Source organism: Photobacterium sp. DNB22_13_2 (assembly GCF_052873915.1).
In genome coordinates, this window is record NZ_JBNNXU010000010.1 from 138,924 (window position 1) to 165,085 (window position 26,162).

General features: G+C 46.0%; 28 protein-coding genes. 15 read left to right on the plus strand and 13 right to left on the minus strand.

What is annotated here, in order from left to right; all coding sequences use genetic code 11:
- The first annotated feature begins 130 nt into the window (after positions 1–130).
- The gene (locus tag ACVA58_RS15825) at positions 131–412 is read left to right on the plus strand and encodes a winged helix-turn-helix domain-containing protein (RefSeq protein WP_107350603.1); all 282 of its coding nucleotides are present in this window, start codon (positions 131–133) and stop codon (positions 410–412) included.
- 30 nt (positions 413–442) lie between these two features.
- Here the strand turns inward: ACVA58_RS15825 and ACVA58_RS15830 are convergent, their stop codons facing one another.
- Genes ACVA58_RS15830 through narQ form a run of 3 tightly spaced genes read right to left on the minus strand, consistent with a single transcriptional unit; the run spans position 443 to position 3,112 of the window.
- Complete coding sequence (locus ACVA58_RS15830) at positions 443–784, minus strand: DUF4156 domain-containing protein (RefSeq protein WP_446511374.1); 342 nt, start codon at positions 782–784, stop codon at positions 443–445.
- Complete coding sequence (locus ACVA58_RS15835) at positions 784–1,410, minus strand: response regulator (RefSeq protein ID WP_446511375.1); 627 nt, start codon at positions 1,408–1,410, stop codon at positions 784–786. The genes ACVA58_RS15830 and ACVA58_RS15835 overlap by 1 nt, the downstream gene beginning before the upstream one ends.
- Positions 1,411–1,414: 4 nt before the next feature.
- Complete coding sequence (gene narQ, locus ACVA58_RS15840) at positions 1,415–3,112, minus strand: nitrate/nitrite two-component system sensor histidine kinase NarQ (RefSeq protein ID WP_446511376.1); 1,698 nt, start codon at positions 3,110–3,112, stop codon at positions 1,415–1,417.
- Between the two features lie 383 nt (positions 3,113–3,495).
- Here narQ and napF point away from each other — a divergent pair, with 383 nt between their 5' ends.
- From napF to ACVA58_RS15870, 6 genes are all read left to right on the plus strand, one after another.
- Positions 3,496–3,987, plus strand: a complete 492-nt coding sequence (gene napF, locus ACVA58_RS15845; protein ID WP_446511377.1) for a ferredoxin-type protein NapF — start codon at positions 3,496–3,498, stop codon at positions 3,985–3,987.
- Between the two features lie 2 nt (positions 3,988–3,989).
- Positions 3,990–4,262: a chaperone NapD gene (locus ACVA58_RS15850; protein ID WP_446511378.1), complete on the plus strand. Its 273-nt coding sequence runs from the start codon at positions 3,990–3,992 to the stop codon at positions 4,260–4,262.
- Positions 4,259–6,745 (plus strand): periplasmic nitrate reductase subunit alpha, encoded by a 2,487-nt coding sequence (gene napA / locus ACVA58_RS15855; RefSeq protein ID WP_446511379.1) that lies wholly within the window; start codon positions 4,259–4,261, stop codon positions 6,743–6,745. Before ACVA58_RS15850 ends, napA begins: the two co-directional genes overlap by 4 nt.
- 87 nt (positions 6,746–6,832) lie before the next feature.
- Entirely contained in the window at positions 6,833–7,300 is a 468-nt protein-coding gene (locus tag ACVA58_RS15860) for a nitrate reductase cytochrome c-type subunit (protein ID WP_446511380.1), read from the plus strand.
- A gap of 26 nt (positions 7,301–7,326) precedes the next feature.
- Positions 7,327–7,902, plus strand: a complete 576-nt coding sequence (locus tag ACVA58_RS15865; protein WP_446511381.1) for a NapC/NirT family cytochrome c — start codon at positions 7,327–7,329, stop codon at positions 7,900–7,902.
- A 20-nt stretch (positions 7,903–7,922) separates the two neighbouring features.
- Positions 7,923–8,057, plus strand: coding sequence for a TIGR02808 family protein (locus ACVA58_RS15870; protein WP_446511382.1), 135 nt, complete (start codon positions 7,923–7,925; stop codon positions 8,055–8,057).
- Positions 8,058–8,109: 52 nt separating this feature from the next.
- Here the strand turns inward: ACVA58_RS15870 and ACVA58_RS15875 are convergent, their stop codons facing one another.
- The 3 genes from ACVA58_RS15875 to ACVA58_RS15885 all read right to left on the minus strand — a co-directional run bounded on the left by ACVA58_RS15875 (position 8,110) and on the right by ACVA58_RS15885 (position 9,227).
- Positions 8,110–8,313, minus strand: coding sequence for a hypothetical protein (locus ACVA58_RS15875; protein ID WP_446511383.1), 204 nt, complete (start codon positions 8,311–8,313; stop codon positions 8,110–8,112).
- 76 nt (positions 8,314–8,389) lie between these two features.
- Positions 8,390–8,815, minus strand: coding sequence for a DUF1499 domain-containing protein (locus ACVA58_RS15880; protein ID WP_446511425.1), 426 nt, complete (start codon positions 8,813–8,815; stop codon positions 8,390–8,392).
- 61 nt (positions 8,816–8,876) lie between these two features.
- A complete protein-coding gene (locus tag ACVA58_RS15885; RefSeq protein WP_446511384.1) occupies positions 8,877–9,227 on the minus strand; it encodes a DUF2956 domain-containing protein in 351 nt (116 codons plus the stop codon).
- 498 nt (positions 9,228–9,725) lie between these two features.
- Between ACVA58_RS15885 and ACVA58_RS15890 the strand changes: the two genes are divergently transcribed.
- Both ACVA58_RS15890 and ACVA58_RS15895 read left to right on the plus strand, forming a co-directional pair.
- Positions 9,726–10,187, plus strand: a complete 462-nt coding sequence (locus ACVA58_RS15890) for a DUF2919 domain-containing protein (RefSeq protein WP_446511385.1) — start codon at positions 9,726–9,728, stop codon at positions 10,185–10,187.
- A 5-nt stretch (positions 10,188–10,192) separates the two neighbouring features.
- Positions 10,193–10,603, plus strand: a complete 411-nt coding sequence (locus tag ACVA58_RS15895; RefSeq protein WP_446511386.1) for a hypothetical protein — start codon at positions 10,193–10,195, stop codon at positions 10,601–10,603.
- 71 nt (positions 10,604–10,674) lie between these two features.
- Here the strand turns inward: ACVA58_RS15895 and ACVA58_RS15900 are convergent, their stop codons facing one another.
- Positions 10,675–10,989 carry a hypothetical protein gene (locus ACVA58_RS15900; protein WP_446511387.1) on the minus strand — a complete coding sequence of 105 codons (315 nt, stop codon included), beginning with the start codon at positions 10,987–10,989 and terminating at the stop codon, positions 10,675–10,677.
- Positions 10,990–11,324: 335 nt separating this feature from the next.
- On the opposite strand from ACVA58_RS15900, the gene ACVA58_RS15905 reads away from it, so the two are divergent.
- Positions 11,325–12,221 carry a Dyp-type peroxidase gene (locus tag ACVA58_RS15905; RefSeq protein ID WP_446511388.1) on the plus strand — a complete coding sequence of 299 codons (897 nt, stop codon included), beginning with the start codon at positions 11,325–11,327 and terminating at the stop codon, positions 12,219–12,221.
- Between the two features lie 175 nt (positions 12,222–12,396).
- Here ACVA58_RS15905 and crr read toward each other — a convergent pair whose 3' ends face one another.
- The 5 genes from crr to cysZ all read right to left on the minus strand — a co-directional run bounded on the left by crr (position 12,397) and on the right by cysZ (position 17,361).
- Positions 12,397–12,906, minus strand: coding sequence for a PTS glucose transporter subunit IIA (gene crr / locus ACVA58_RS15910; RefSeq protein ID WP_428655123.1), 510 nt, complete (start codon positions 12,904–12,906; stop codon positions 12,397–12,399).
- A 40-nt stretch (positions 12,907–12,946) separates the two neighbouring features.
- Positions 12,947–14,674 (minus strand): phosphoenolpyruvate-protein phosphotransferase PtsI, encoded by a 1,728-nt coding sequence (ptsI, locus tag ACVA58_RS15915; protein ID WP_446511389.1) that lies wholly within the window; start codon positions 14,672–14,674, stop codon positions 12,947–12,949.
- Positions 14,675–14,728: 54 nt separating this feature from the next.
- Complete coding sequence (locus ACVA58_RS15920) at positions 14,729–14,986, minus strand: HPr family phosphocarrier protein (RefSeq protein ID WP_446511390.1); 258 nt, start codon at positions 14,984–14,986, stop codon at positions 14,729–14,731.
- Positions 14,987–15,298: 312 nt separating this feature from the next.
- Positions 15,299–16,267, minus strand: coding sequence for a cysteine synthase A (gene cysK / locus ACVA58_RS15925; protein WP_446511391.1), 969 nt, complete (start codon positions 16,265–16,267; stop codon positions 15,299–15,301).
- A gap of 320 nt (positions 16,268–16,587) precedes the next feature.
- The gene (gene cysZ, locus ACVA58_RS15930; RefSeq protein ID WP_446511392.1) at positions 16,588–17,361 is read right to left on the minus strand and encodes a sulfate transporter CysZ; all 774 of its coding nucleotides are present in this window, start codon (positions 17,359–17,361) and stop codon (positions 16,588–16,590) included.
- Between the two features lie 432 nt (positions 17,362–17,793).
- Between cysZ and zipA the strand changes: the two genes are divergently transcribed.
- The 4 genes from zipA (at position 17,794) to ACVA58_RS15950 (ending at position 23,530) form a co-directional block, all read left to right on the plus strand.
- Positions 17,794–19,038, plus strand: coding sequence for a cell division protein ZipA (gene zipA / locus ACVA58_RS15935; protein WP_446511393.1), 1,245 nt, complete (start codon positions 17,794–17,796; stop codon positions 19,036–19,038).
- Positions 19,039–19,177: 139 nt separating this feature from the next.
- On the plus strand, positions 19,178–21,193 hold the full coding sequence (gene ligA, locus ACVA58_RS15940) for an NAD-dependent DNA ligase LigA (RefSeq protein ID WP_446511394.1): 2,016 nt from the start codon (positions 19,178–19,180) through the stop codon (positions 21,191–21,193).
- A gap of 538 nt (positions 21,194–21,731) precedes the next feature.
- A complete protein-coding gene (locus ACVA58_RS15945; RefSeq protein WP_446511395.1) occupies positions 21,732–22,778 on the plus strand; it encodes a porin in 1,047 nt (348 codons plus the stop codon).
- Between the two features lie 74 nt (positions 22,779–22,852).
- A complete protein-coding gene (locus ACVA58_RS15950) occupies positions 22,853–23,530 on the plus strand; it encodes a DUF2057 family protein (RefSeq protein WP_446511396.1) in 678 nt (225 codons plus the stop codon).
- A 55-nt stretch (positions 23,531–23,585) separates the two neighbouring features.
- On the opposite strand, the gene ACVA58_RS15955 is transcribed toward ACVA58_RS15950, so the two are convergent.
- A complete protein-coding gene (locus ACVA58_RS15955; protein ID WP_446511397.1) occupies positions 23,586–23,786 on the minus strand; it encodes a hypothetical protein in 201 nt (66 codons plus the stop codon).
- Between the two features lie 743 nt (positions 23,787–24,529).
- Between ACVA58_RS15955 and gltX the strand changes: the two genes are divergently transcribed.
- On the plus strand, positions 24,530–25,954 hold the full coding sequence (gene gltX / locus ACVA58_RS15960; protein WP_446511398.1) for a glutamate--tRNA ligase: 1,425 nt from the start codon (positions 24,530–24,532) through the stop codon (positions 25,952–25,954).
- Positions 25,955–26,162: the final 208 nt, after the last annotated feature.

Sequence of the window (26,162 nt, forward strand, 5' to 3'; positions counted from 1 at the left end):
TCTTGAATATTGCGACCTGGATCACCGAAAAAAACGACCAAAACAGGGAAATCCTCCCTCATATTGATCAAACTCAACACCCTTTGGGCAGAAGTCGGAATAATGAAAACCTCAAATTATGGAGGTCTCAATGGAATTGAATCCGGTTTTTGCCCGTCGTCTTTATCTTGCTTTGCTTGTTGAGCAGCTAGATCGTCCCAATGTTCCTAAGCTGATTGAAATTACCGGTTGGCCACGTCGTACCATTCAGGATGTACTTAAAGCCTTACCAGGGTTTGGCATTGAATTGGCTTTTGTCCAAGATGGCAAGCGCCATAACGATGGCTACTATCAGCTCAGTGATTGGGGGCCGTTTGATGTTAGCTGGGTTGAATCGAAAGAAAGGGATATTATCTCTTCAGTATCGTGTTAATAAAAAAACCGCATTCGTGCGGTTTTTTTATTATTTAGCGCCTTCACAATAATAAGCGTTACCAATCAAAGTTACTGAACTCGAGAAGTCCGGTGGGCTGTATAACGAGACCTGGTTGGCACCCAAAGTGTGGGCTTGGTTACGCAGTTGGTTCAGTGCCCCTTGCGTCAGATCCCTATCGCTGATGAGCCAATAGTTGTACCAACTGCCTTGGGAGCCAATAAGCGTTCCCCGTCTTTCACAGGTGTTGTGTACATCATTGGTATCCCAAGTCAGTACGATGTCATGGGCCGTATCCAACAGTGGCGTTGTACTACAACCAGCCAATACCAGCCCTGATAGTAATATTGCCAGTGGTCCCGCTTTGCCCATTATTGTCCCTGTGATTCCAGATAAAGCACCGTGGCGGCTGTTCTTGATTTCACTTGGAGTTTTTTTAGCAAACTCTTCATGTGTACCTTAACGGTTGCCTCTGAGATGAATAGGTTATCGGCTATTTGTTTGTTGCGATATCCCTTTGCCACCTCTTTTAGGATCTGCATTTCCCGATCAGTCAGGGTATCAAGCAGGGAGTCTTGCTCGGTGTTGTCAGCCAGATATTCGCGTACTAAATCACTGAAGGCTTGGCCACCACACATTGCTTGTTTCAGTAAAGCAATAAGTTGATCGGGTTCGGTATCTTTAAGAAGGTAGCCGTCGGCACCGGCATTGATCAGTGCTTTAACATCTGAGCGGCTGTCAGACACCGTCAGCACGACAATGCGAGCTTGGATCGCTTCGGCGCGCATGGCATTGAGGGTATCGAGACCGGACATGCCCTTCATATTCAGGTCAAGCAGGATCAGATCGGGTTCTTTTTCTTGAGCAAGTAACACCGCATCTGCACCGTTGCTCGCTTCACCAACCATTTCGAAGTCGTTTTCAAAGCTGAGAAGTTGGCTGATCCCCCTGCGCATCAAGGGGTGATCGTCAACAATCATAATTTTCCAACACGTCATATTATTATCCTTGGGGTTCAGGCTGAAATTGAAGGGTGACTTCGCAACCAGTCCCCTTGGTTGTATTGATTTCTAGTGTACCGTAAAGGCGTGAAGCCCGTTCGGTCATAATTGCTAGGCCATAATGATTGAGTTTTTCATTGGCCGGGTCAAAGCCTATTCCATCATCGCTGATATTGATCGTTACTGTGTCCGACTCCTGTTGGCAGGTGACGATGATTTCATCAGCTTGTGCATGTTTTATTGCATTAAGTACGGCCTCTCTGATCAATTGCAGCAGGTGTACCTGGTGATGGGCATCCAAGCTCAATGATGAAAGTTGGTTATCAATGATCAGCAAAGCATTACTCTGCTCCTCTAATGGTTTTAGCATTTCGATAAGTGCTTCACCAAAATTAGCTTCTTTGATTGTGAGGCGGAAGGTACTTAGTAGTTCTCGAAGCTGGGTATAAGCTCCTGAAAGGCCTTGATCAATATCACTGATGATTGCCATGGTCTGCTGCTGATCACCTTGTCCAAGTTGCCTTTTGAGTAGGGTTACTTGGATTTTAAGGTAAGACAGTGATTGTGCCAAAGAGTCATGTAGCTCACGTGCAATCGTAGCACGCTCTTCCATCAATAATAACTGCTCAGATTGCTTCTGTGCTCGGTTATAGTAGATCCCCCGGGCTAAAGTTCGGGATAGGTTCTCTATCAAGTTTTTATCAGGACAAGGCAGGGCGTCTTGCCACCATAATTGACCGAGTACTTTTCCGTCTAGCTCGAGATCATGGTAATGCCAGTTATTGCCACACGGCTTGCCTGCGATGATTTCGGTGTTGTTGCCACTGCTTTCTTCGATGATCAGCTTGGCGGCGGTTAGCCCTTCAATATCAAGCAGGGTATCGAGCATTACCGCAAAGTTTTTGGTGCTGAGGCGGCTTCGGGATAACTCCTGAGAGCAGTCATATAGGACCTGCAACGAGTCATTGGCTTGTCGCAGCCGCCGGGTTTTTTCATCGACCTTCATCTCGAGATTTCGGTAGAGCTTGCCGAGTTCTGCCGCCATGGTGGTGAAGGTGCCGGCTAAGATCCCCAGTTCATTATCACTTTTGACATCAAGGGTGAGGTCAAACTTTCCTTCCTGTATCTGCTCGCTGGCTGTAACCATTTGATTGAGTGGGGTTACGATCTTGCGTTGGGTAAAATGGATAGTGAACAAGGCTGCTATCAAGATCAAACTTAGCCCAAGCCCACCAACGACCGAAAGAACCTGCAATTTGATGATCGAAAATTCTTGTAACTCGTAGACAAATTGGTCTATTCGGTCGACAAAGTTAACAACTTCGCTGAGAAATAGCCTTTCATTTCCATCATGCAGTAAGGGGTGTAAATCTTCCCATCGTCCAATCAAATTGTAGTAATGCATCTTGATATTGGTCGGTACTGTCCAGTGATCCAGTGCTGCCATCGACGGTGAGAACAGAGATTGCTCGAACATATCTAAATGTACGTTCAGTTTGGGAGACTGGGTCTGGATATCATAGGCCAACCGATAGCTTTGCATCCTCAATGAACCGGAGACATTCACCGCCTCAGCATCATTTAAGCTAGACGCTAAGGTCAGCAGGGCAAAACTGGTTGTGACCACAGAAAGAAGCAAGATTGCTAGCATGGCCCTGGCAATCGTAGTGGTGACGGGCTTTAGAGGCCTATTTTTCACAAATTTTCCTTTTAAATCGTTATCTTAAAGATAAATAGAACGCGTTTTTCTTTTGATTTCTGGTCTATGTTTAATGGACGGAGTGGTGATTTTCAATGCTGTTGGAATAAATGTTAGCCACCCCAAAGAAAACTTTGCTTTTTTATATTGAGAGGGTGCGCATTTGAATTTATTGATCCAAGACAAATTTAGCCCCTAATTAGCCCTTACTAGGTATTTAAGCATTTATTACGGGATTTACACTTGTCGTGTAAAAAAATGACAGCTTGTGATTATTTGTTGTAAATCATGCAAGCTGTTTATTGGTACACCTTGCTTTTATAGCCAAGCTGCTGCCCGTAATCACTATTTTTATTAATAATATTTTACGAAGGACTGAGTCAATGTTTGATCGCTCCCGTCGTCGGTTAATGACACGGCGTCGCAAGCCTGACCTGCAGCGAATGCCCTGGGTGGTGGATGAAGAGACGTTCACCGATACCTGTACCCGGTGCAACAAGTGTATCAACGCGTGTGAAACACAGATTATTGCCAAAGGCGACGGTGGGTTTCCTGCTGTCGACTTTCAGCGTGGTGAATGCACATTCTGTTACCGCTGTGCCGAGGCTTGTCCCGAGCCCTTATTCCAGCCGAAATCAGAGCAGCCATGGCCTTTGGTGGCGCAAGTTAATGAGGGTTGCCTTGCCCACCAGAAAATTGAGTGCCGAAGCTGCGGCGATGCGTGTGAGGTAATGGCTATCCGGTTCAGGCTGCAAGTGGGCAGTGTCGCCCGGCCCGAACTGGATACGTCAATCTGCACAGGATGTGGCGCGTGTGTGTCGGTATGCCCGGCATCGGCGATCACCATGGTGAGTCACAATAACGAAGAGAATTAGCGATGGCATTACAAGAAGTACACATTTCCAGCTTGGTTGTTCATGTAAAGCCGGAGTATCTGACCTCTGTTAAAGAGCAGATCGAAGCAATGCCGAATGCAGAAATATACGGCGACAGTGAAGAAGGGAAGATTATCGTGGTTCTGGAAACGGAAAATCAGGGCTATGTTACTGACACAATAGATAAAATAAATAATCTAGAACACGTTTTAACCACGTTTTTAGTGTATCACCAAATCGAACAGTTCGACTCGCAATCTGAGGAAGATTCATGAAAATGACAAGACGCGCGTTTGTGAAAGCAAACGCCGCTGCATCGGCAGCAGCTGTGGCGGGGATCTCGTTGCCAGCATCAGCAACTAACTTAATCGTTAGTTCTGACGAAACCAAAATTAAGTGGGATAAAGCGCCTTGTCGTTTTTGTGGTACGGGTTGTTCAGTACTTGTCGGTACGCAGAATGGTCGCGTTGTGGCAACTCAGGGTGATCCTGAAGCACCAGTCAACAAGGGCTTGAACTGTATCAAAGGCTACTTCCTGTCGAAGATCATGTACGGCAAGGATCGTCTACAAACGCCAATGCTGCGTATGCAGAATGGTAAATACGCTAAAGACGGCGATTTTCAGCCAGTATCTTGGGATCAAGCATTCGATGTGATGGCTGAGAAATGGAAAGAAGCACTGAAGAAGCAAGGCCCTTCTGGTGTTGGTATGTTTGGTTCTGGTCAGTGGACCGTAATGGAAGGCTACGCAGCATCAAAAATGATGAAGGCGGGTTTCCGATCTAACAATATTGACCCGAATGCACGCCACTGTATGGCGTCTGCGGTAGTTGGCTTCATGCGTACTTTTGGTATCGATGAGCCGATGGGTTGTTACGATGACTTCGAAAATGCGGATTCATTCGTGCTTTGGGGCTCAAATATGGCTGAAATGCACCCAGTGCTATGGACGCGTATTACTGACCGTCGCTTAAGCAATCCGCATGTTAAAGTGAATGTGATGTCTACCTATTACCACCGCTCGTTTGAGTTGGCTGATAACGGTATGATTTTCGAACCACAAACTGACCTTGCGATTGCAAACTTTATCGCCAACTACATCATCCAGAATGATGCGGTTAACTGGGAGTTTGTGAACAAGCACACCAACTTCAAGCGTGCTGAAACCGATATCGGCTATGGCCTGCGTGATGAACATCCGCTGCAGCAGAAAGCGAAACATGCTAACTCGGGTGCGATGCATGCGATGACATTCGACGAGTATAAAGCCTCTGTTGCTGAATACACGGTAGAGAAAGCCTCTGAGATGTCAGGTGTTTCACAAGAGAAGCTGATTGAGTTGGCGAAACAATACGCCGATCCAAAAACCAAAGTGATGTCACTGTGGACCATGGGTATGAACCAACACACCCGTGGTGTGTGGATGAACAGCCTTGTGTATAACATTCATTTGCTAACCGGTAAGATCTCTCAGCCAGGTAACAGCCCATTCTCGCTAACGGGCCAGCCATCAGCGTGCGGTACCGCGCGTGAAGTGGGTACGTTTGCTCACCGTCTTCCTGCTGACATGGTGGTTGCTAATCCTAAGCACCGTGCAGTTGCTGAGAAAATCTGGAAATTGCCGGAAGGCACAATTCCACCAAAACCAGGCTACCACGCCGTACTTCAAGATCGCATGTTGAAAGACGGTAAGCTGAATGCTTACTGGGTAATGTGTAATAACAACATGCAAGCTGGCCCGAATATTAACGAAGAACGTTTACCGGGCTATCGTAACCCTGAAAACTTCATTGTATGTTCAGACCCTTACCCAACCGCAACGGCACAGGCTGCAGACCTTATTTTGCCAACCGCAATGTGGGTTGAGAAAGAAGGTGCTTACGGCAACGCTGAGCGCCGTACCCAGGTGTGGTACCAGCAGGTAGAAAGCCAAGGTGAGGCAAAATCTGACTTATGGCAGATCATGGAGTTCTCCAAGCGCTTCACCGTTGAAGAAGTTTGGGGTGAAGAGCTGCTCGCGAAAGCACCGCAGTACCGTGGCAAAACGATGTACGATGTGCTGTTCAAGAATGGCCAGGTTGATAAGTTCCCACTGTCTGAAACTCAGCCTTTGAACGATGATGCACAAGCGCAAGGTTTTTACGTTCAGAAAGGCCTTTTTGAAGAGTATGCCGCATTTGGCCGTGGTAAGGCGCACGATTTAGCTCCTTACGATACTTACCACAAAGTACGAGGCTTACGCTGGCCGGTTGTTGACGGCAAAGAAACCCAGTGGCGTTTCTCTGAAGGTCATGACCCATATGTACCTAAAGGTGAAGGTTTCCGTTTTTATGGTAAGCCAGACGGCAAAGCGGACATTATTTTTGCTCCGTTTGAGCCTGCACCAGAAATGCCTGATAAAGAATACGATATGTGGTTATGTACTGGCCGTGTACTTGAGCACTGGCATACAGGCACCATGACACGTCGTGTTCCTGAACTATATAAAGCGGTTCCTGATGCGGTGTGTTATATCCACCCTGATGATGCTCAGGCGCGTGGTTTACGTCGTGGGGATGAAGTTCTGCTTGCTTCTCGCCGTGGTGAAGTACGTTGTCGTGTAGAAACACGTGGTCGTAACCGCCCACCTGTTGGCTTGGTTTTCGTCCCATTCTTTGATGCGCGTATTTTGGTGAACAAGCTGATTCTGGATGCTACCGATCCGTTGTCAAAGCAGACGGATTTCAAAAAGTGTCCAATTAAGATCACCAAAGTATAAATAGCTGCAAATTGAATAGGTTGGTTGTCTGGCTACATGCCGGACAGCCCTACCTTGACCTGATTTAGCCTGTAGGCGGAGAATACAATGAAACGATTAGTTCTAGCAGTTATGGCTGTGGGCATGATGCTGGCCGGTGCTGTACATAGTGCAGAAGAGCTGCAAAATCCAGGTGGCATCGGTGGCGTTGAGTCGCTGCGTGGTGCCAGCGAGCTGGAAGCCACTCGTGCTGCGGATCCAATGAAACGTTATCCTCGTGACCAAGGTACGATCGATAGCGATTACGTGTACCAGCCGCCGTTGGTACCACACACGATCCGTAACTACGAAGTATCAAAAAATGCGAACAAATGTCTGGCTTGTCATAGCTGGAAAAATGCCAATGAAATGGGCGCAACCAAGATCAGCGTAACGCACTACCAGTCACCGCGTGAAGGACAGGTACTGTCCGATGTATCACCTGCTCGCTATTTCTGTCTTCAGTGCCATGTGCCACAAGCGGATGCTAAGCCGTTGGTTGAGAATGATTTTGAGCGTGTCGACGCACTGCGTTAATTAGCCAGTTTAAAGAGAGGCTATCAATGAAAATGTTAAAAACCTTTTGGCGTAGGTTTTCCTCACCAAGTAAGGTCGCAGTGGGTCTGGTTCTTTTTATGGGCTTTATGGGCGGCTTGCTGTTCTGGGGTGCGTTCAATACCGGTATGGAAGCGACTAATACTGAAGAGTTCTGTGCTGGCTGCCACGCACCGATCGTGAAAGAGATCCGTGAAACGGTTCACTTTTCAAACCGTTCGGGTGTGCGCGCAATCTGTTCAGACTGTCACGTACCACATAACTGGACAGATAAAATCGTTCGTAAGGTACAGGCATCGAAAGAGCTGGTGGCCCATGCAATCGGTACCATTGACACTCAAGAGAAGTTCGAGGAGCGGCGGGGGCACCTTGCTAATCGGGAATGGCACAGGATGAAAGAAAATGATTCGCAGGAGTGCCGTAACTGTCACGAATTCGAATACATGGACTTCTCCGAGCAGGGCAGTCGAAGTGCGAAACAGCACTCAACGGCCCTAGCATCAGGTGATAAGACCTGTGTAGATTGTCACAAGGGTATTGCCCATAAACTGCCTGATATGAAAGACATTGAAGGTTGGCAGTAAGCTTCGGATAAGGAGAAACAATGAGTACATTAGAATCTATCTTCTGGCATGTACTGGGTTATGCGGCCATGCCTGTTATTATCCTGTCTGGCTTTGCGGCTGTAGCTGTGATTTCTATCATGCTATTGTCGTTAGGTAAGGATAAGAATATCTAGAGGCGTACCTAGCCTTCGATAAATAAAAGCCATGCTGAGTAGCATGGCTTTTTTAATTTTTGCTGTACTTATGGTACAGGCCCATAGCAATCAGGGCTAACCAGATGCCGTCGATGAGTAGCCATGACGTTAAACTACCAGTGAGGGCTGAAGAGTCAGCAGGGCCCTGCAAGAGGAAACTGGCTTCAAATCCCTGGACCAATAACATGGTTAGCAAGCCTAAAACACCGAACAACAGATAACTGGCAATGCTCATTGCGATCCTCCATCAAGCTATCGTTTGATTTTAGATTCAAATGATAATCATTTGCAAGTTTGTCTTGTATTCTACGCTATTTGTTACTTAGTAGGTATCCTTCCTTCTCCAGCATCATCCGAAAGCTATCAGCACGGTCGCGATTAACACCAAAATCGGAATACCCGGTACGGGACTCGGATCGGACGACAAGTTGGTTGGCCTGTTTTTTGACTTCGAAATCATCAACAAATCGGAAGATCTTGCTGGTACATTCCACCCGGAAATAATCGTCTGTCTTGCTAGCGAGGGAAGCTCCCGGAAGAGACTGTGCTAACTGCTCAATGTGCTCCCATTGCTCAAGGCCTCTGCGGCTCAGTTCGAACGGTGACAAATTGTGCGCTGCTCGGGTATCGATGGTACTGACGCAGTTAGGCTTTTCCCCACAAGGCTGGTTTACTCTAACTGTATCGTGATAAGAAGCCGAGTCTGGGCTGCCGCACCCCGCCAACATTCCTAGCATGGCCACTAAGGGAATAAAGCGAAAACGATGTTGTTCAATCATCCGTGAGTCCTTGTTAGATTTAACCGAGTTGAAGGTAACCAATAAAGCCCAGCCAAGAGGCAAGCAACAACAACCACGGGAGCCAGTGTTGTTTACTCTCGACGATCTCTTGCCGTGGTTCTGTGGTTTCTACAGTCGTGTCCTCAATGTCTTGGGCTCTATCCCTAGTTTGCTTCTTGCGTAGCTTATCACGTTCACGGGCTTTGGCTTTCTGCTGTTTTTTGTATTGCTCGATACCGTGCTGGATCCCTTGGGCTATCAGTTTAGTTTGTTCTTTGGTTTGCCCTGGCTTTTGAGTTGCACGCGCAATCTTCATTGCTTCTGCTTGGGTTTCTGGGGACGGAGTCCCTTGAGGTTTCTTGTTTACCATCGTTAATCCGATCCATCATTTTCTGTCGTTGGATTATACCGTCGTCAATATCAATTCGCACATCTCTGTCATTTTCATCCTTCTAAAGAGGTAGGAATCTTACATCACATGAACAAATACTGAACAGGCGGTATTTTGTATTAATATCCATTAACATGATGAATATTAATGGGTATTCCGGTAAATCACTAGAAAGTGAGCATATTTATTTCTGATGTGATTTCTGTAATAAAACTAGAAAAATCACCTTACTCATCCCACAAAACGTGATCTTACCTACAAGATGAACGCTCAAATAGTGCGTTGAACCACAGAAATTACCACTCTGAGTGGTAGTTGTGACCAGATAGATTAAGGTGTGTCTAGTACTGAACAGTGTTGTTATATCGGCTCCCGTAGATAAAATCATGCCTATCACAGCCAAAGATAAAATTGGCTATTGAAATACCATGGTGAAACCTCCATTGCAGACTAAGCAGTGAGATACGGGGAAAAGAAGTGTTATATCCGATAGAAGCTTTCGACAAGCATGGCTTGTTGAAACCATCAGCCATGTTGTGGCTTTGCTGGTTGTTCAGTGCCAAGGGATGGGTCATTTTTGTCATGGCGGGAGCAAGTCGCCAGCAAGGTGCCCAAATCTTGGAAGTTTTGTATCCCTTGCGAGATAACTTATATCTGGCAATGCTGTTGGGACTCCCTGCACTTATCTATATGTGGCTGGCCGGTTACCGACACAAAAATAATAAATTAATAAATTTGGTATGGCAGCATGGGAAAGGGATCTTATTGCTGACCTATACAACAGATTGTGTTTTGCAAATGTATCAGCTGATGTTGACCCACGGGGCCTTCAGCTGGACCCGAGCGGTCAGCCTGCTGCTGACATTCTGGCTTGGAGGGTACCTGCTTAGAAGCTCTAGGGTCAGAAATACATTTGCGGACAAGCCCGTAGAGAGGTAAGTACAATGAGTGATTGGGGTAAAGGGTTGGTGCTGTTCAGCGCACTGCTAAGCCCGTTAGCCATGGCCGATTGGCTATTAGATGTGAATTTTGAACTGACGGGTGCGACAGGTAGTACCCAGTCGGTGAATACCTCGCTGTCATTATTGCCTGGAGAAGAGACAGTCTTCTTTGGTAGCAGTTTTGATAGCGAAGATAGCAGCCGAGAATTAGTTGGCAGTGCCGAATTGCTGGAAGTGTCAGCAGAGGAAGTGAAAATTGCGTTCAAGGTCCAAGAGCGACTCGATGACGGCGGCTGGCGCACACTGGTATCGCCAACGCTATCTACTGGCCTAAATACGCCAACGAAGTTCGAAGGTCTGGATAACAGTGGTGATCAGCAGGTGAAGCTTCAGGTTGAAGTGACGTCGGTATAACACTAAAGATCACCTTGAGATATTCAAAAGCCCGCGGTTGCGGGCTTTTTGCTGCCTGTAGCTTGGAAGGCTTAAACTGCAGTATCTAGCACAGAGCCACTGCCTGTACCCGTGTCTGGGGTGATGTTTTGGCTATAGAAGTTAGGCTTGTTGGGACGATGATCATTAATGGCATCGGCCACCTTTTTCTTGATGATTAATCGGTCTTCTTGGGTTTGTGCTTTGTTATCGGCCGAGATAACAACAGTGTCAGGATCTTTTTTCGGATCATCCTCAAACTTGTTTGTACTCGCCTGGTGGGTATCAACCAGTTTTTGGGTTTGTTTGGCTTGGTAGAGGGTGCCAGCTACGTCTTTAGTCGGAAATGATGATGAACCCGTTTCCATGATCTTATCCTTATTATTGATTTGAGCTAATGTTGTGATTGTATAAATTTCACCCCATCATAGCAGGTTAAATTAGACACTAATTGAACAATTCAGAGCTTTTCAGCGTTATTATAAGCTGCTTGGGTGAGAGAACGATGAGTATGACCTTGTAATAATTGATATAACCGTTGGTGATATTGTGCATTTACGTGATTGATTTGCCTTGTGTAAGCTCAGCTCTGCTGACAATGATCAATTTTCCTTGATGTAATCTCGTTATACTTTGAGCATCATAATGTTGTATACCTAAGCCATTTTGGGTATGAACGACGATAATAAGTTAGGAGAAAAATATGGCTACGGCACAACCTTTGATTTTGCCTGAAGCAGGACCGTTCGCATTGTATGTTGTCATGAAGGCAACAGGTGACACCAAGGCGCTTATTGAGCGTTGCCAGCAAGTTCATACATTGGTCGATGAGATCAACAGCCAGCAGCCGGGCGCTGAACTTCGTGCCAGTATTGCTTTCGGCAAGACATTTTGGGCATCTCTAGAAAAAGGGGCGCCAGCAGAGTTCGATGATTTCGAAGCGCTAGGTGAAGGTCAAGTTACGGCTCCAGCGACTGGCGGCGATGTTCTGTTGCACCTTAACTCAAGCCGCCATGACTTGAATTTCTACCTACTGCGCCAATTTATTTCACCAATCGCCGAGCATGTGGAAATCATGGACGAAACCTACGGTTTCAAATACCTTGATTCACGCGATATGACTGATTTTGTCGATGGGACCGAGAACCCGAAAACGCTAGAAGCGCGCCAGGATGTTGCACTGATCAAAGAGGGTGACTTCGCTGGTGGCAGCTTTGTGATGCTACAGCGTTTTGTCCACAACCTACCGGCTTGGAATCGCTTGAATATCCAGGCACAGGAGAAAGTGGTCGGCCGTACCAAACCTGACTCTATCGAACTGGAAGACGTTCCGGCAGCCTCACATGTTGGTCGTGTTGATATTAAAGAAGAAGGTAAGGGACTGAAGATAGTTCGTCATAGCTTGCCATATGGCTCTGTAAGCGGTGATCACGGCTTGTTGTTCATCGCATACTGTCACACCCAGCATAACTTCAAAGCGATGCTGGAGAGCATGTATGGTCACACAGACGGTAAAACCGATCAGCTGCTGCGTTTCACGACAGCCGTAACCGGTGCTTACTTCTTCGCACCTTCAGTCGAGATGCTTAACTCGTTATAGAAACTGAGTTCCTAGGTTCTGGATCCTAGTTCCTAGGAAGAGCAAAAGCAGAACCAGAGTAAATGATAAATCCTCGATCCTTGATCGGGGATTTTTTGTTTCTAGAAACCAGGTTCTTCCCAAAACAAAAAGCGCCGCCCGAGGGCAGCGCTTTTTAACAAAGATTGAAACAATCTTACTTCTTGATGCGAAGAACTGGAGTTTCACCCACAGTTGTTGCGCCAGAAAGTTTGTTCAGCTCTTTGATTTCGTCCATGTTAGAGATAACAACTGGAGTAAGAGTTGATTTCGCTTTCTCTTCTAGAAGTGCTAGATCGAATTCGATAACAGTGTCGCCAACTTTAACAGTTTGACCTTCCTCTGCGATGCGAGTGAAGCCTTCACCTTTCAGTTCAACTGTGTCGATACCGAAGTGAACGAATAGCTCGATGCCGTCGTCAGACTCGATAGAGAAAGCGTGGTTAGTTTCGAAGATCTTACCGATAGTACCGTTTACTGGTGCAACCATTTTGTTGCCAGCAGGTTTGATAGCGATACCGTCACCAACGATTTTCTCTGCGAAAACAACATCTGGCACATCTTCGATGTTTACGATTTCACCAGAAAGTGGTGCGATGATTTCGATAGCACCAGCTTCAGTGTTGTCATCAGAAACCAGCTTCTTTAATTTGTCAAACAGACCCATATCGTTGCTCCTAAGCGTTTTTATTCTATCTGCAGCTATATTAGCAGATGGTCTTTTCTGCGATGAATTTTTCTACGTGAGCTTCAATTTCAGCAGCAGTAGGCATAGCAAGCGCTTGCTCAGCCATTGCTTTAACATCAGCAAAATTAGCGTTGCGGATAATCTTCTTAATGCGTGGAATAGAAATTCCGCTCATGCTGAATTCGTCCAAGCCCATACCTAGAAGTAATAGGGTTGCACGTTCATCACCCGCTAGCTCGCCACACATACCTGTCCATTTGCCTTCTTTGTGAGAAGCATCGATAACCTGCTTGATCACTGTTAGGACTGCAGGTGATAGTGGGTTGTAAAGGTGAGAAATCAGCTCATTACCACGGTCAACAGCAAGAGTATACTGGGTTAAGTCGTTAGTACCAATACTAAAGAACTCAACTTCTTTTGCTAGGTGGTGAGCGATTGCTGCTGCTGCTGGTGTTTCAACCATTACACCGATTTCGATGTTTTCGTCGAATGCCAAGCCTTCAGTGCGAAGTTCTGCTTTGTATTCTTCAATCGCCGCTTTCAGTTCACGGATTTCCTCAACAGAGATAATCATCGGGAACATGATACGGATCTTGCCGTGCGCAGATGCACGTAGGATACCGCGAAGCTGGTCGCGTAGGATTTCGCGACGGTCAAGGCTGATACGAACCGCACGCCAGCCTAGGAATGGGTTCATTTCTTGTGGCAGATCCATGTAAGGTAGATCTTTGTCACCACCGATATCCATAGTACGGATGATCACTGGCTCGCCATGCATTGCTTCTGCAACGTCTTTGTATGCTGCGTATTGCTCTTCCTCGGTAGGAAGTGCATCGCGGTCCATGAACAGGAATTCGGTACGGTACAGGCCAACACCTTCACCACCGTTACGGTTAATACCGTCACAGTCTTTTACTGTACCGATGTTACCGCAGACTTCCACTTGCTTACCGTCAAGAGTGATAGCTGGCAAATCTTTAAGTTTTGCTAGCTCTTCTTTCTCGGCAATGTTTGCGTCACGGATCGCTTTGAATTGGGTTACTTCAGCGTCAGATGGGTTGATTACAACCTTGTTGTTGATTGCATCAAGAATCAGCATATCGCCGTTCTTAACCTGAGCTGTAATGTCGTTTGTACCTACGATAGCAGGTAGCTCTAGAGAACGGGCCATGATAGAGGTGTGCGAAGTACGACCACCGATATCAGTGATGAAGCCAAGTACGTAATCTAGGTTGATTTGCGCAGTTTCAGAAGGTGTCAGGTCGTTAGCAACCAGGATAACTTCTTCATTGATAGCGCTTAGGTTGACGATGCTGATACCTAGTGCGTTTTTCACAAAACGGTTACCGATATCGCGGATGTCGGTAGCACGTTCTTTTAGGTATTCATCATCCAATGACTCAAGCGTTGCTGCCTGCTCTTCGATAATGCTGTAGATAGCAAGATCAGCAGAGGCATTGTTTTCTTTAATGAAGGCTATGATTTCTTCTTCTAGCTCTTCATCTTCAAGCAACATGATGTGGCCTTCAAAGATGGCTTCCTTCTCTTCACCGAAGGTCACGCGTGCTTTTTCTTTGATAACTTCTAGTTGCTCAGAAGATTTTTTTCGAGCGTCGAAGAAACGCTGAATTTCGCTCTCAACTTGGTCCGCAGTAATTGGCGCTTTGTTTAGAACAATCGCTTCTTCCTGCAAAAGTAGTGCTTTACCAAAAGCAATACCAGGAGACGCCAGGATACCTGAAATCATAGCCTTACCTTAAAATATACTTGAAACTAGGGGAAGTAATAAACAGACTGCGTATTAGTGCAGTTCGTCCATTAGAGCAACTAGGTGGTCAACAGCTTGTTGAGCCTGAGCACCTTCAGCAGCGATAGTTACTACTGTGCCTTTTACTAGACCTAGAGTCTGAAGCTTGAATAGGCTCTTAGCGCTTGCGCTTTTGCCGTTTGAAGTCACTGTGATGTCAGCTTCGAAAGCTTTTGCTTCTTTAACGAACTGAGCCGCTGGACGAGTGTGTAGACCGTTTTCTGCAGTGATCTCAACTTGCTTCTGATACATTTTTCACCCCGATATAGATATTATTTATTTAATATTAACGTAACTGAAAGTAAGCTTAACCTGTTTACGCTAAGCTCGCTAACTGGGATTATAAACTACCCAACAGTTCGGTGTTTGAGATTAATCCAAGTCAATTTTTAGTGACTTTTCTCACTTTCTAACTTCGGCCAGTTTGTTTTTTGACCTTTTATTTTGAAGCTAAAAATAAAACACAACGGATTTATATTAAAGCTTCGGTCAAAATGCAACAAAAAAGCCCCCCAGAGGGAGGCTTTTGGGTCACTATCGGAGTGGTAACACCTAAAAGTGTGATCACTGTTGGGTTTCTTTGTCGGTGAAGATGCCGGCAAACAGTGCTGATGACAGATAACGCTCACCTGAACTTGGTAGCACAACAACAATGTTTTTGCCGGCAAATTCCGGACGTTCAGCGATGCGATTTGCTGCGACTACTGCCGCGCCAGAAGAAATACCTGCCAAGATGCCTTCTTCTTCCATCAGGCGGCGTGCCATATCAATCGCATCTTCTGAGCTCACAAGCTCAACTTCATCAATCAAATCAAGTTCAAGGTTGCCAGGAATGAAGCCTGCACCAATACCTTGGATCTTGTGAGGCGCCGGCTTGATTTCATCGCCATTAAGCGCTTGAGTGATAACCGGTGACTCGGATGGTTCGACAGCAACCGTCGTAATTGCCTTGCCTTTCTGCTGTTTGATATATCGGCTAACACCTGTCAGTGTACCGCCGGTACCAACACCTGAAACGAACACATCGACGTCGCCTTCGGTCGCATCCCAAATTTCAGGCCCCGTTGTTTTTTCGTGAATTTCCGGGTTTGCTGGGTTGTTGAACTGCTGAAGCAACAGGTATTTCTCAGGGTTGGAAGCGACAATTTCCTCTGCCTTCTCGATAGCACCTTTCATACCTTTTGGTGCTTCGGTCAGAACAAGGTTTGCACCCAGCGCTTTTAGCAGCTTACGGCGCTCAAGGCTCATGCTCTCTGGCATGGTTAGCGTTAGCTTATAGCCTCGGGCTGAAGCAACAAACGCAAGAGCAATACCTGTGTTACCACTTGTTGGTTCAACAAGCTCAACACCTTCTTTCAAAATACCTTTCTTTTCGGCATCCCAAATCATATTGGCACCGATACGACATTTAACGCTGAAGCTAGGGTTACGGGCTTCAACCTTAGCCAATACGTTTCCTTTACTAACTCGGTTAAGGCGAACGAGCGGAGTGTTACCAATTGTCAGGGAGTTATCTTCGTAGATCTTGCTCATTGTTGTCGTTCCTTCGTAACGCGTTTAAAAACATAAGACACGTTAAGCATAACCTTTAAACAACGTTTGCAAAGTAATTTGTAGTTATATCTTATTGTTATATGGGACTGCTAGGAATGAGAAACTTGTTTCTAGAGGGAGTACAGGAAAAACAGGAAGAACGGGATCCTAGTTCCTAGAAGGAGTATAAATTGGAAGTAGCAGTTTGACGCTCCATGATAATCGTAAATGGTTTCTGTAAAGCCCAGAGCCCAGAGCCCAGAGCCCAGAGCCCAGAGCCCAGAGCCCAGAGCTCTAGGAACTAGGCTCTAGCCCCATAATTAATAGTAACGGTGCTGCTCGCGGTAGTGGTCGACCCACATGGCCGTTGCGCCACAAACGGCTACTGGCATCACGAACAAATTGACGATAGGTGTCATGGTGCACAGCATGACCAAGCTACCAAAGCTCAAGGATGTACCGCGCTTGGTTTTCAGTGCGTCGCGCATTGTCGTGAAAGGGACCTTGTGGTTGTCAAACGGGTAATCGGCGTACTGGATACTCATCATCCAGGCACTGAACAAGAACCACAGTACCGGACCGACTGTCTGGCCAACGGCAGGGATCCACAGCAAAATGAATAGCCCGATAGCTTTGGGCAGGTAATACTTCAGCTTGATCCACTCGCGGTGCATGATCCGCGGAAAATCTTTCATCACGCCTGTGATCCCAGTATCTGGTGCTTTCTGGCCGGTTAGCTTGGCTTCTAGGTGCTCGGCGAGTAGGCCATTGAAAGGTGCGGCGATCCAGTTGGCTATTGTGCTGAACAGGTAGGAGAAGGTGACCAAGGTAGCAATGGCAAGCAATGGCCACAGTAGATAGGAAAGCCAGTCGAGCCAACTTGGCAGCTGGTTCATCCAACCGTCAATCCATGCCCCTAGCTGGCTTAGCACTAAACCAAATGCCGTACCGAAAAGAACGATATTAATCAGTAGTGGGAATAGCACGAAGCGCCGTGTACCCGGCTGGGTTGCCAGCGAAATACCACGAAAGAAATAACCGGCACCACTCAACGGGGCTGAAAGTTGGGGGTGGGGCTGCCGGGATGATTGCATATAGGCTCCTTGGCAAGTAATCAGAATACAAAAATGGGTGATCTGTGTTGGCATTGATAGTAACGGTGATTAATAGCTATAAGCAAATTAACGCCGTTTCGAGTCGACCAGATGATGGCAAAAACGGTCAAAGCTTGTTCATTTTTGTGTTCGGTAGCACTATCTTGAACGAATAACGACATTCGCCTTCTCATTCTGATTTGAGTTTTGATACATTAGAGTAAAGTTAAGTCCATAATGAATGTTGTAAATGACTTCAGTGTAGGGCTGTCGTTGGCTTTTTAATTTGCACTTTATTGTCATAATGTCATGTCAGTTTGTGATAAAAAGTGCCAAGCTAAGTAGTTGAGGTTACACACTGGCTTGCCAGAGGATGTAATCCTGATGTTGATTTACCCGGTTATGGGTTAAAAGTAAATTCAGAGTATTCATATGCAGGAATTGCGTCTGGTTCTTATTATTGTTGGTGCGCTTGCTATTGCAGGGCTATTACTTCACGGATTGTGGAGTAGCCGAAAGGAAAAGCCTGCAAAATTTGGTGAGAAGCCACTGGGTAAGTTGGATAAGGCTTCCCGAGATTCGGAAGGTTTTGATAAGGATGGTGTTGGTAATGTCAGGGTTTTAGGCTCTGAAACCGCGACTGCGGATTCGCCACGCCAGGAAAGGAAAGAGCCAGAATTGCACTTTGGTGCGAAGCTGGGTGCTGATCCGCTGTTGGACGGGCAAGTTATTGCCACTCCTCCTCCAGCAGCTGTGCAAAATGAAGCGGCTACTGTTCCTGAAGTTAAGAACATACCGACTGAAGAGCCCGTGGTCGAGAAAGTGTCAGCACCTGCGCCTTTGGGTCGTACTCAGCTAGCTGAGTCACAGTCTCATACTCAAGTTGAGCCGCAAGCTGTGAAGCAAGAGCCGATCGCGCCGCAGTCTCCTATTCAGCAGCCTAACAATAAGGTCGCTGAAAAAGTCGAGCCTGTATTAAATGTTGAAAGTGCAGAGCAAGTAACTGTTAATGAAACAGTATCCATTGAGTCAATCGAAAGTGCTCAGCCAGTTGTTCAACACGCCGCTAGTTTAACTAACCCAGAACAGAATGCTTCTGCCGCAGAAGTTAAGGCCGTTGTTCCTGAATTGAGCCAGCCAGCCAATACAGCGGAGGCGGAAGCGCCTGCAGCGTTCGAGTCTGTCGTTGAAGCGAACTTAGACGTCGAAGCCCCGGAGCCGGTTGAAGAGCCAGAACAACCAGCGGAGGCCGAAGTGCTTCCTCCTGACTATCTGGTGCTGAATATCCATGCTCGTAATGGTGAGTTATTCCGCGGCAGCCGCTTGTTCAATGCCTTTGAGCAAAACCACCTGATTTTTGGTGAAAACTCAGTCTATCATCGTCATGTTGATGCGGCTGGTACTGGGCCTGCTATCTTTAGCGTTACCAATATGGTACATCCGGCGCATTTCCCTGAAGGCGGTAGCGATAGCTTTGAAACGCCGGGAGTTGCATTTTATTTGATGCTTCCTTGTGCGGTTGGTCGGGCAGACCAGAGCTTCAACGTTATGTTGCAAACCGTTCAGCGTATAGCTGATAGCCTAGGTGGTGATGTGCTTGATCATGAACGTAACCTGATCACTCCACATCGGATCAGCGGCTACCGAGATAAAGCCCAACGTTATACTGTTGACTGATAAGTTATAACCACGTTGAGTGGAACGAATACAAATTGGCCCTTTATACGCTTTGGTATAAGGGGCCTTGTTTTTTTATATCCTTTTCCGAGCTAACCCGTAGAGGGTAAAGCGACTTGGTATTAGAACAGGTACATATATGAGCCACGACATTCAGCAGCAGCTCGACGAGTTGCGTGAACTTCTCGCCTATCACGGTCACCGCTATTACGTAGAAGACAACCCGGAAATTCCTGATGTTGAATACGACCGTATGATGCAGCAGTTGCTGGCAATTGAGGCTGAATCCCCAGAGCTTGTGACCGTGGATTCCCCTAGTCAGCGAGTTGGTGGTAAGCCGCTTGACGGCTTTACCCAGATCACCCATGAAATTCCGATGCTGTCGTTGGACAATGCATTCAATGATGACGACCTTCAGGCGTTTGAGAAACGAATGTTGGATCGCTTGTTGTCGGAATCCTCGCTGACTTACTGCTGTGAGCCGAAACTAGATGGTTTGGCGGTAAGTTTGATGTATGAAAATGGCGTATTGATCCAGGCAGCCACCCGAGGTGATGGTGCTACCGGGGAAAATATTACTGAGAATGTTCGTACTATCCGTTCGATACCGTTGAAACTTCGCGGTGAAGGTTGGCCGGCTCGCCTTGAAGTCCGTGGCGAAGTATTCATGCCGAAAAAAGGGTTTGATGCGCTGAATGAAAAAGCGTTGAAGAAAGGCGAAAAGGCTTTTGCCAATCCCCGTAATGCAGCTGCAGGTAGTTTGCGTCAGCTTGACTCAAAGATCACCGCGACTCGCCCTTTGAGTTTTTATGCTTACTCAGTGGGGATCGTGGAAGGTTTAGATCTGGCACCAAGCCAGTATGAACGCTTAGTCCAGCTAAAAGACTGGGGTCTGCCGATGTGTCCGGAGATCCGCCAATTGGGCAGCATGGATGAAGTGATTGCTTACCACCAGATGATCGGTGATAAGCGTGAAGCCCTGCCGTATGAAATCGACGGTGTGGTGATCAAGATTGACGATATTGCGCTTCAGCAGCAGCTTGGCTTTGTCGCTCGCGCCCCTCGCTGGGCGATTGCCTATAAATTCCCGGCTCAGGAAGAACTCACCACGTTGAAAAATGTTGAGTTCCAAGTTGGACGAACCGGTGCAATTACCCCGGTGGCAAAATTAGAGCCTGTCTTTGTTGGTGGTGTGACTGTCAGTAATGCAACGCTGCACAATGCCGATGAAATTGCCCGTCTTGGCGTAATGGTCGGTGATACGGTGGTGATCCGTCGGGCCGGTGATGTGATCCCGCAAATTGCCTCTGTTATTGAATCCCGTCGTCCAGCCGATGCTAAGCCGATTGTTTTTCCTCAGACTTGCCCGGTTTGTGATTCAAAAGTTGAACGAGTGGAAGGTGAAGCTGTTGCTCGCTGCTCTGGCGGTCTTTTTTGCCAGGCACAACGAAAAGAAGCCTTGAAGCATTTTGTATCTCGTAAAGCATTGGATGTGGATGGCTGTGGCGTAAAAATTATTGAACAACTTGTTGATCGCGAAATGGTGGCAACGCCAGCTGATCTGTTCAAACTGTCAGCGGGTGTAGTAACCGTATTGGAAAGGATGGGGCCGAAGTCTGCACAAAAGCTTGTGGATTCACTGGCTGCCTCTAAGCTAACCACACTTGCACGTTTCTTATATTCGTTAGGTATTCGAGAAGTGGGCGAGGCGACAGCAGCTAACTTGGCTGGTCACTTCGAAACCTTGTCAGCGATTGAAGCCGCAAGCAAAGAGCAGTTGGTTGAAGTCTCAGATGTTGGTGAGATAGTTGCTGCCCATGTTTATAACTTCTTCCGTGAAGCGCATAACCTAACAGTGATTGAAGATCTTATCGAGGTCGGTATCCATTGGCCGGCGATTGAAAAGCGCGCTGATGATGCTGAATTGCCTCTGGAAGGAAAAATTGTTGTTTTGACAGGCAGCTTGTCGCAGTTAACGCGTTCAGATGCCAAGTTAGCACTGCAAAATCTGGGTGCCAAAGTAACGGGAAGTGTTTCTAAGAAGACAGACTTGCTGGTTGCTGGTGAAGCTGCTGGGTCAAAACTGGCCAAAGCTCAAGAACTTGGCATCGAAGTCTGGGATGAGCAACAGCTTGTAGACTTCATGGCCCGTTAAAAACGTTAAAATATAATTTATTGACGGAATTAACGTTAAACAGCTCTAAGGCTATGTCCTTAGAGCTGTTTTTTTATGGGGGTGGTATTTTTTTATAGTTATTTTTTGACTCGAAACCAGTAGGGCTTTTTACCTGTTTTTTGGCCGGTGAAATAGATGTAATCAATTACAAAGGAATGTGTCAAAAACATCCCTGAACAATGAAATACAAGGCTAGTTAACTTTAAGTATATGTTGGGAAAGGTTTTTTTAGTTATTTTTAGTTTTAGGTTGAGTAGGGTTGATCCGGATCACTAATCGCCCTAAAGTTTGCACTGAGTCATATTTTTTAAACAATAAATTAAGTTCTATTTGATGTTTTTTGCTGTGAAAGTAGTCTTAGGGGTGAAGTTAGATAGCAGTTCAGCTTAAAACGAAAAAATATGAATTGGTCGGGGTATCTACCCGGCTAACATATCGGGAGAGTTACTTGTTGCCCACGGCGGCCAACCTTTTTGGGCACAAGTAAACACAGCTAGTATTTTTAGGAGTTTATTCCATGGATAAGATGTTCAAACGTTCTCTATTGGGTGCGGCTATTGCAATGACCGCAGTAGCAGGCAATGCGAATGCAGCAATCGAACTTGCTGGTGAGAGCGTAGTGCTATACGGTCAGGCAGCAGGTAGTTTGCAATTATGGCAAGCTGATGCAAAAGGTGCAGAAGACAACACTGTTGTTGAAATTGAATCTCGTCTAGGTCTACGTGGTAAAGTTGCCTATGACAACTTTGGCCCTGCTTTCATCTACCAGATCGAAACGGGTAACGCATGGAACCGTGAAGGTAATGGCGATGGCCAAGGCTCTTTCGGTGGTCGTGATACTTACCTAGGTCTTGAGTTTGATAACTTTGGTCAAGTCAAAATCGGTCGTCAGCTAGTCGCTGCTTACGATTACGTCGATTGGCCTCACTCAAACCCAGGTCTAGGTAACGTATTCGATTGGCACAATGCTATCGATGCTGGCTTCCAAGACCGTGCTAACGACGTCGTCCGCTACGACTCTGCTAACTGGGGCGGCTTCAAGATGCAAGCAACTCTAAGTGGTATGACAGAGACTAACGACGCAATAGTATCAAGTATTGCAGCTGGCTACACCACAGATATGTTCAATATCCATGCTGGTTACTATACCCAAGCATCGTACAAGGACAGTGATGGCGAAAAAGCCGGTGATGTCTCTTATGCAATCCTTGGTGGTACTTTGTGGGTAGGTGATTTCCAGTTCACTGCTGCATATAAGCCAATGTGGAATGATTTGACTGACAATCAACAAGATGCCTACTCTGCAACTGCGCAGTACATCATGAATGATAAGTGGGTTTACAAACTCGGCTATGCTGCAACAACAGATGCAGACAAGGCTGTCGACCGTGATGGTAACGGTGTATTCACTAAAGATACTGCTTCTCAAGCAATCACAGGTCGTCTAGGTTACTTACTACCAAGCACTTACCTGTTCTTGGATGTTCGTAACTACGACATGCTTGGCAATAGCGATGAGCATGACGGTACACGCGTACTACTTGGTGCCGAGTACTACTTCTAAGTTTGCTTAGAACGGTATAAACACAACTGCGAGCATCGGGATCAGATGCTCGCTTTTTTCTTCTAGAGGTAGATATGAAAAACACACTGAAAACCTTTATTGCCACTACTGCTTTATTATCTGCCGGAATAGCCAACGCGGCAGTAGAGGTAACATTTGATAAAGACTTGGAATTGCTGGTTGCCAATGGGGAGTCGATGGGACTTCTTGCCAAAAGCCCTGAATCAATAACACTGGATAATGGCGCTAATCAATTAGTGGTTCGAGTATCAAAACTTGTGTCATATAGCGGTGAATATAAAAAGCTCATTTCAGAACCCGTCGTGCTGACGTTTGATGTTACAGATACTGAATTATCAGTTGGCCCTACAAGGCATATTGTCCGTGACCATCAAATCAATGGCTTTGATAAAAATCCTGTGATGAAAATTGATGAAGGAAGCCAATCTTTGGACACTTTTCATCAAGGTATTCTACTTCGTACTTCAGGTATGATGCGCGATTATGTAAAAGAGCTTGACGACTATAATCTTGCTCAAGGTTTTGTTGCCAAAGATGTAAGGCCACAGTTGCTTCTAACCAGCGCATCAGAGCCAGCAGCACAGCAAGCTGTTGCGACTAAGACACAACAAACCCAGCCTAAAGTTTCATTAGCGGTAAATGATAACGCTTTGATCCTTCTGCAGGCTGATTATCTTCGCCTGACGGCTGAACAGAAACAAACCTTCCTGCATTGGGCACAGTCTCAGTAACTGCAGAAAAAATTCTATGGGAGTGGGGTATGACTACCACTCCCTAATCAAAGTGCTATTTAACTTTGCCATTCTTCTGAATTTTGCAAATCATCAGTGGCATATACTCAACTTTGCCATCGGGCAGGATACAGTCGATCCATGGACCTGCAGCAGATGATGCTTTTGCACCACCAGAACTAGAGCTTGAGTTTGCTAGTGCATTACCTGATATAAATAAAAATGTGGCCATTGCTACAACAATTACACTTTTCATATAAACCTCAGTTGTTCTTTAGATAAAGAGAGTAAAGCTATCCATTGCTTAAATTCAGATAATTAACTCCGTTGCTTATCACTTCAATTCAGTTTATGTATAGGACAAGGGAAAGGTCAAAAAAATTTCGAAAATTAACCTAAATTTATACAAAGAATTAAGTTTAATTTTTCTGCTTGCTTTTTATTGTTTTAATTCAGTGGCTTACTCTGTGTTTGTGAGTGGTGTGGAGACGTGTAAAAACAGAGTATCTTATTTTTGAGATATAACTTTTTTTACGGTTTTAATTTTTGGTGTTTTGCTTTCTCTTTGGGTTGATATTAATTTTTATCGGTAATTTAGCAAAGAAAAATAATAACCAATTCAGGCTCTTTCGCTTATTAAATAAAGTTTTTTAAATGGTGGGTGTTATTCAGTGTTTTTGGCTTTTTCTAAAAAAGTATAGAGTTGATTTTTTTGTCATTTGCTTTGACAAAAAATTCTTTACCTCATGAAACTTTGTTTGGGTGCTGTGTATTAGTGCCTTTATTCGTTTGCACGAGAACTTATCCCCGAGCAACTTCAAGGGGCTGGGGTATAGGTGACACCTTACAGCGAGTTGCGGCCAATCTGTACGTGGCAATTGCGCTACGTTAAAGAGATAAGATTGTAGATTTGCTTAACAATGATAGAATATCAGCCATATTTTTTTGCAGTGGCACGCTTTCGGTGCTGCTGCTCCTTCATAAACTAGGTAATGTTCAATGACGGTTAAAACTCGCTTTGCACCGAGCCCAACAGGCTTTTTGCACGTTGGTGGTGCTCGTACGGCTCTATATTCTTGGTTGTTCGCTAAACACATGGGTGGCGAATTTGTTCTTCGTATCGAAGATACTGACCTTGAGCGCTCTACACAGGAAGCGATCGACGCCATTCTTGAAGGTATGGAGTGGTTGGGTCTGAATTGGGATGAAGGTCCTTACTACCAGACCAAACGTTTTGATCGTTATAACCAGCTTATTGACCAACTTCTTGCAGAAGACAAGGCATATAAGTGTTACTGCCCGAAAGAGCTACTGGACGAGCTTCGTGAAGAGCAAATGGCTGCAGGTGTAAAACCTCGTTATGATGCAAACCACCCAAAAATTGTAGCGGCTAACGCAGCAGCGACAGAAGACTCACCGTTTGTTATTCGCTTCCGTAACCCGAAAGAGGGTACGGTGGTATTTAATGACCATGTACGTGGTCGTATTGAAATTGCCAACAGCGAGCTGGATGATCTTATCATTCGCCGTACAGATGGCAGCCCAACCTACAACTTCTGTGTTGTTGTTGATGACTGGGATATGGGGATTACTCAAGTTGTACGTGGTGAAGATCACATCAACAACACTCCTCGTCAGATCAACATCTATGAAGCTCTGGGTGCCCCTGTACCTGAGTTTGCCCACTGTGCAATGATCTTGGGTGATGACGGTGCAAAATTGTCTAAGCGCCATGGTGCAGTTAGTGTGATGCAGTACCGTGATGAAGGTTACTTGCCTCAAGCGCTTTTGAACTATTTGGTTCGCCTAGGTTGGTCACACGGTGATCAGGAAATCTTCTCGTTAGAAGAAATGATCAAGCTATTTAGCCTAGATTCAATCAGCAAGTCGGCGTCTGCATTCAATACTGACAAGCTATTGTGGTTGAATAACCACTATATCAAGACGGCAGAGCCAGAGTACGTTGCAGAGTACCTGCAGTGGCATCTAGATCAAAAAGAAATCGCTATCACAGACGGCCCAGCAATCACTGATGTGATTAAGTTGGTGGGTGAGCGTTGTAATACGCTTATCGAGCTTGCTGAGCAGTCTCGTTACTTCTACCAAGACTTCAGTGAATTTGAAGCCGGCGCAGCGAAGAAACACCTACGCCCAGTGGCTAAGGGAGCACTTGAGTTGGCTCTGGCCAAGGTTGAAGCACTTGAAGAGTGGACGACTGAAAACCTTCACAATGTGATTAAAGAAACTTGTGAAGAGCTGGAACTTGGTATGGGTAAAGTAGGTATGCCATTACGCGTATCGGTTACCGGTCAAGGTCAGTCACCATCTGTTGATGCAGTTATGCAGCTGATTGGTAAAGAGCGCGTAGCGGCTCGTATCAAGATGGCGTTGGCATTTATCGCAGAGCGTGAAGCAAACAGCTAATTCAGGCTGTTGAATTAGAAGAGAAACGGAAGGGTGAAAACTCTTCCGTTTTTTTATTTTGGTACGTTCTCGGGGGAGCAATTTCAGTTCTTGCATCATGATAGTGACACCCTATTGCCTTAAAGGATTAAGTGTCTTAGAGCTAGCATGATGGGATATCATTAGTGCATGGATTAGTGTGGATGATGACCGTTATAAGTCTGTGTAG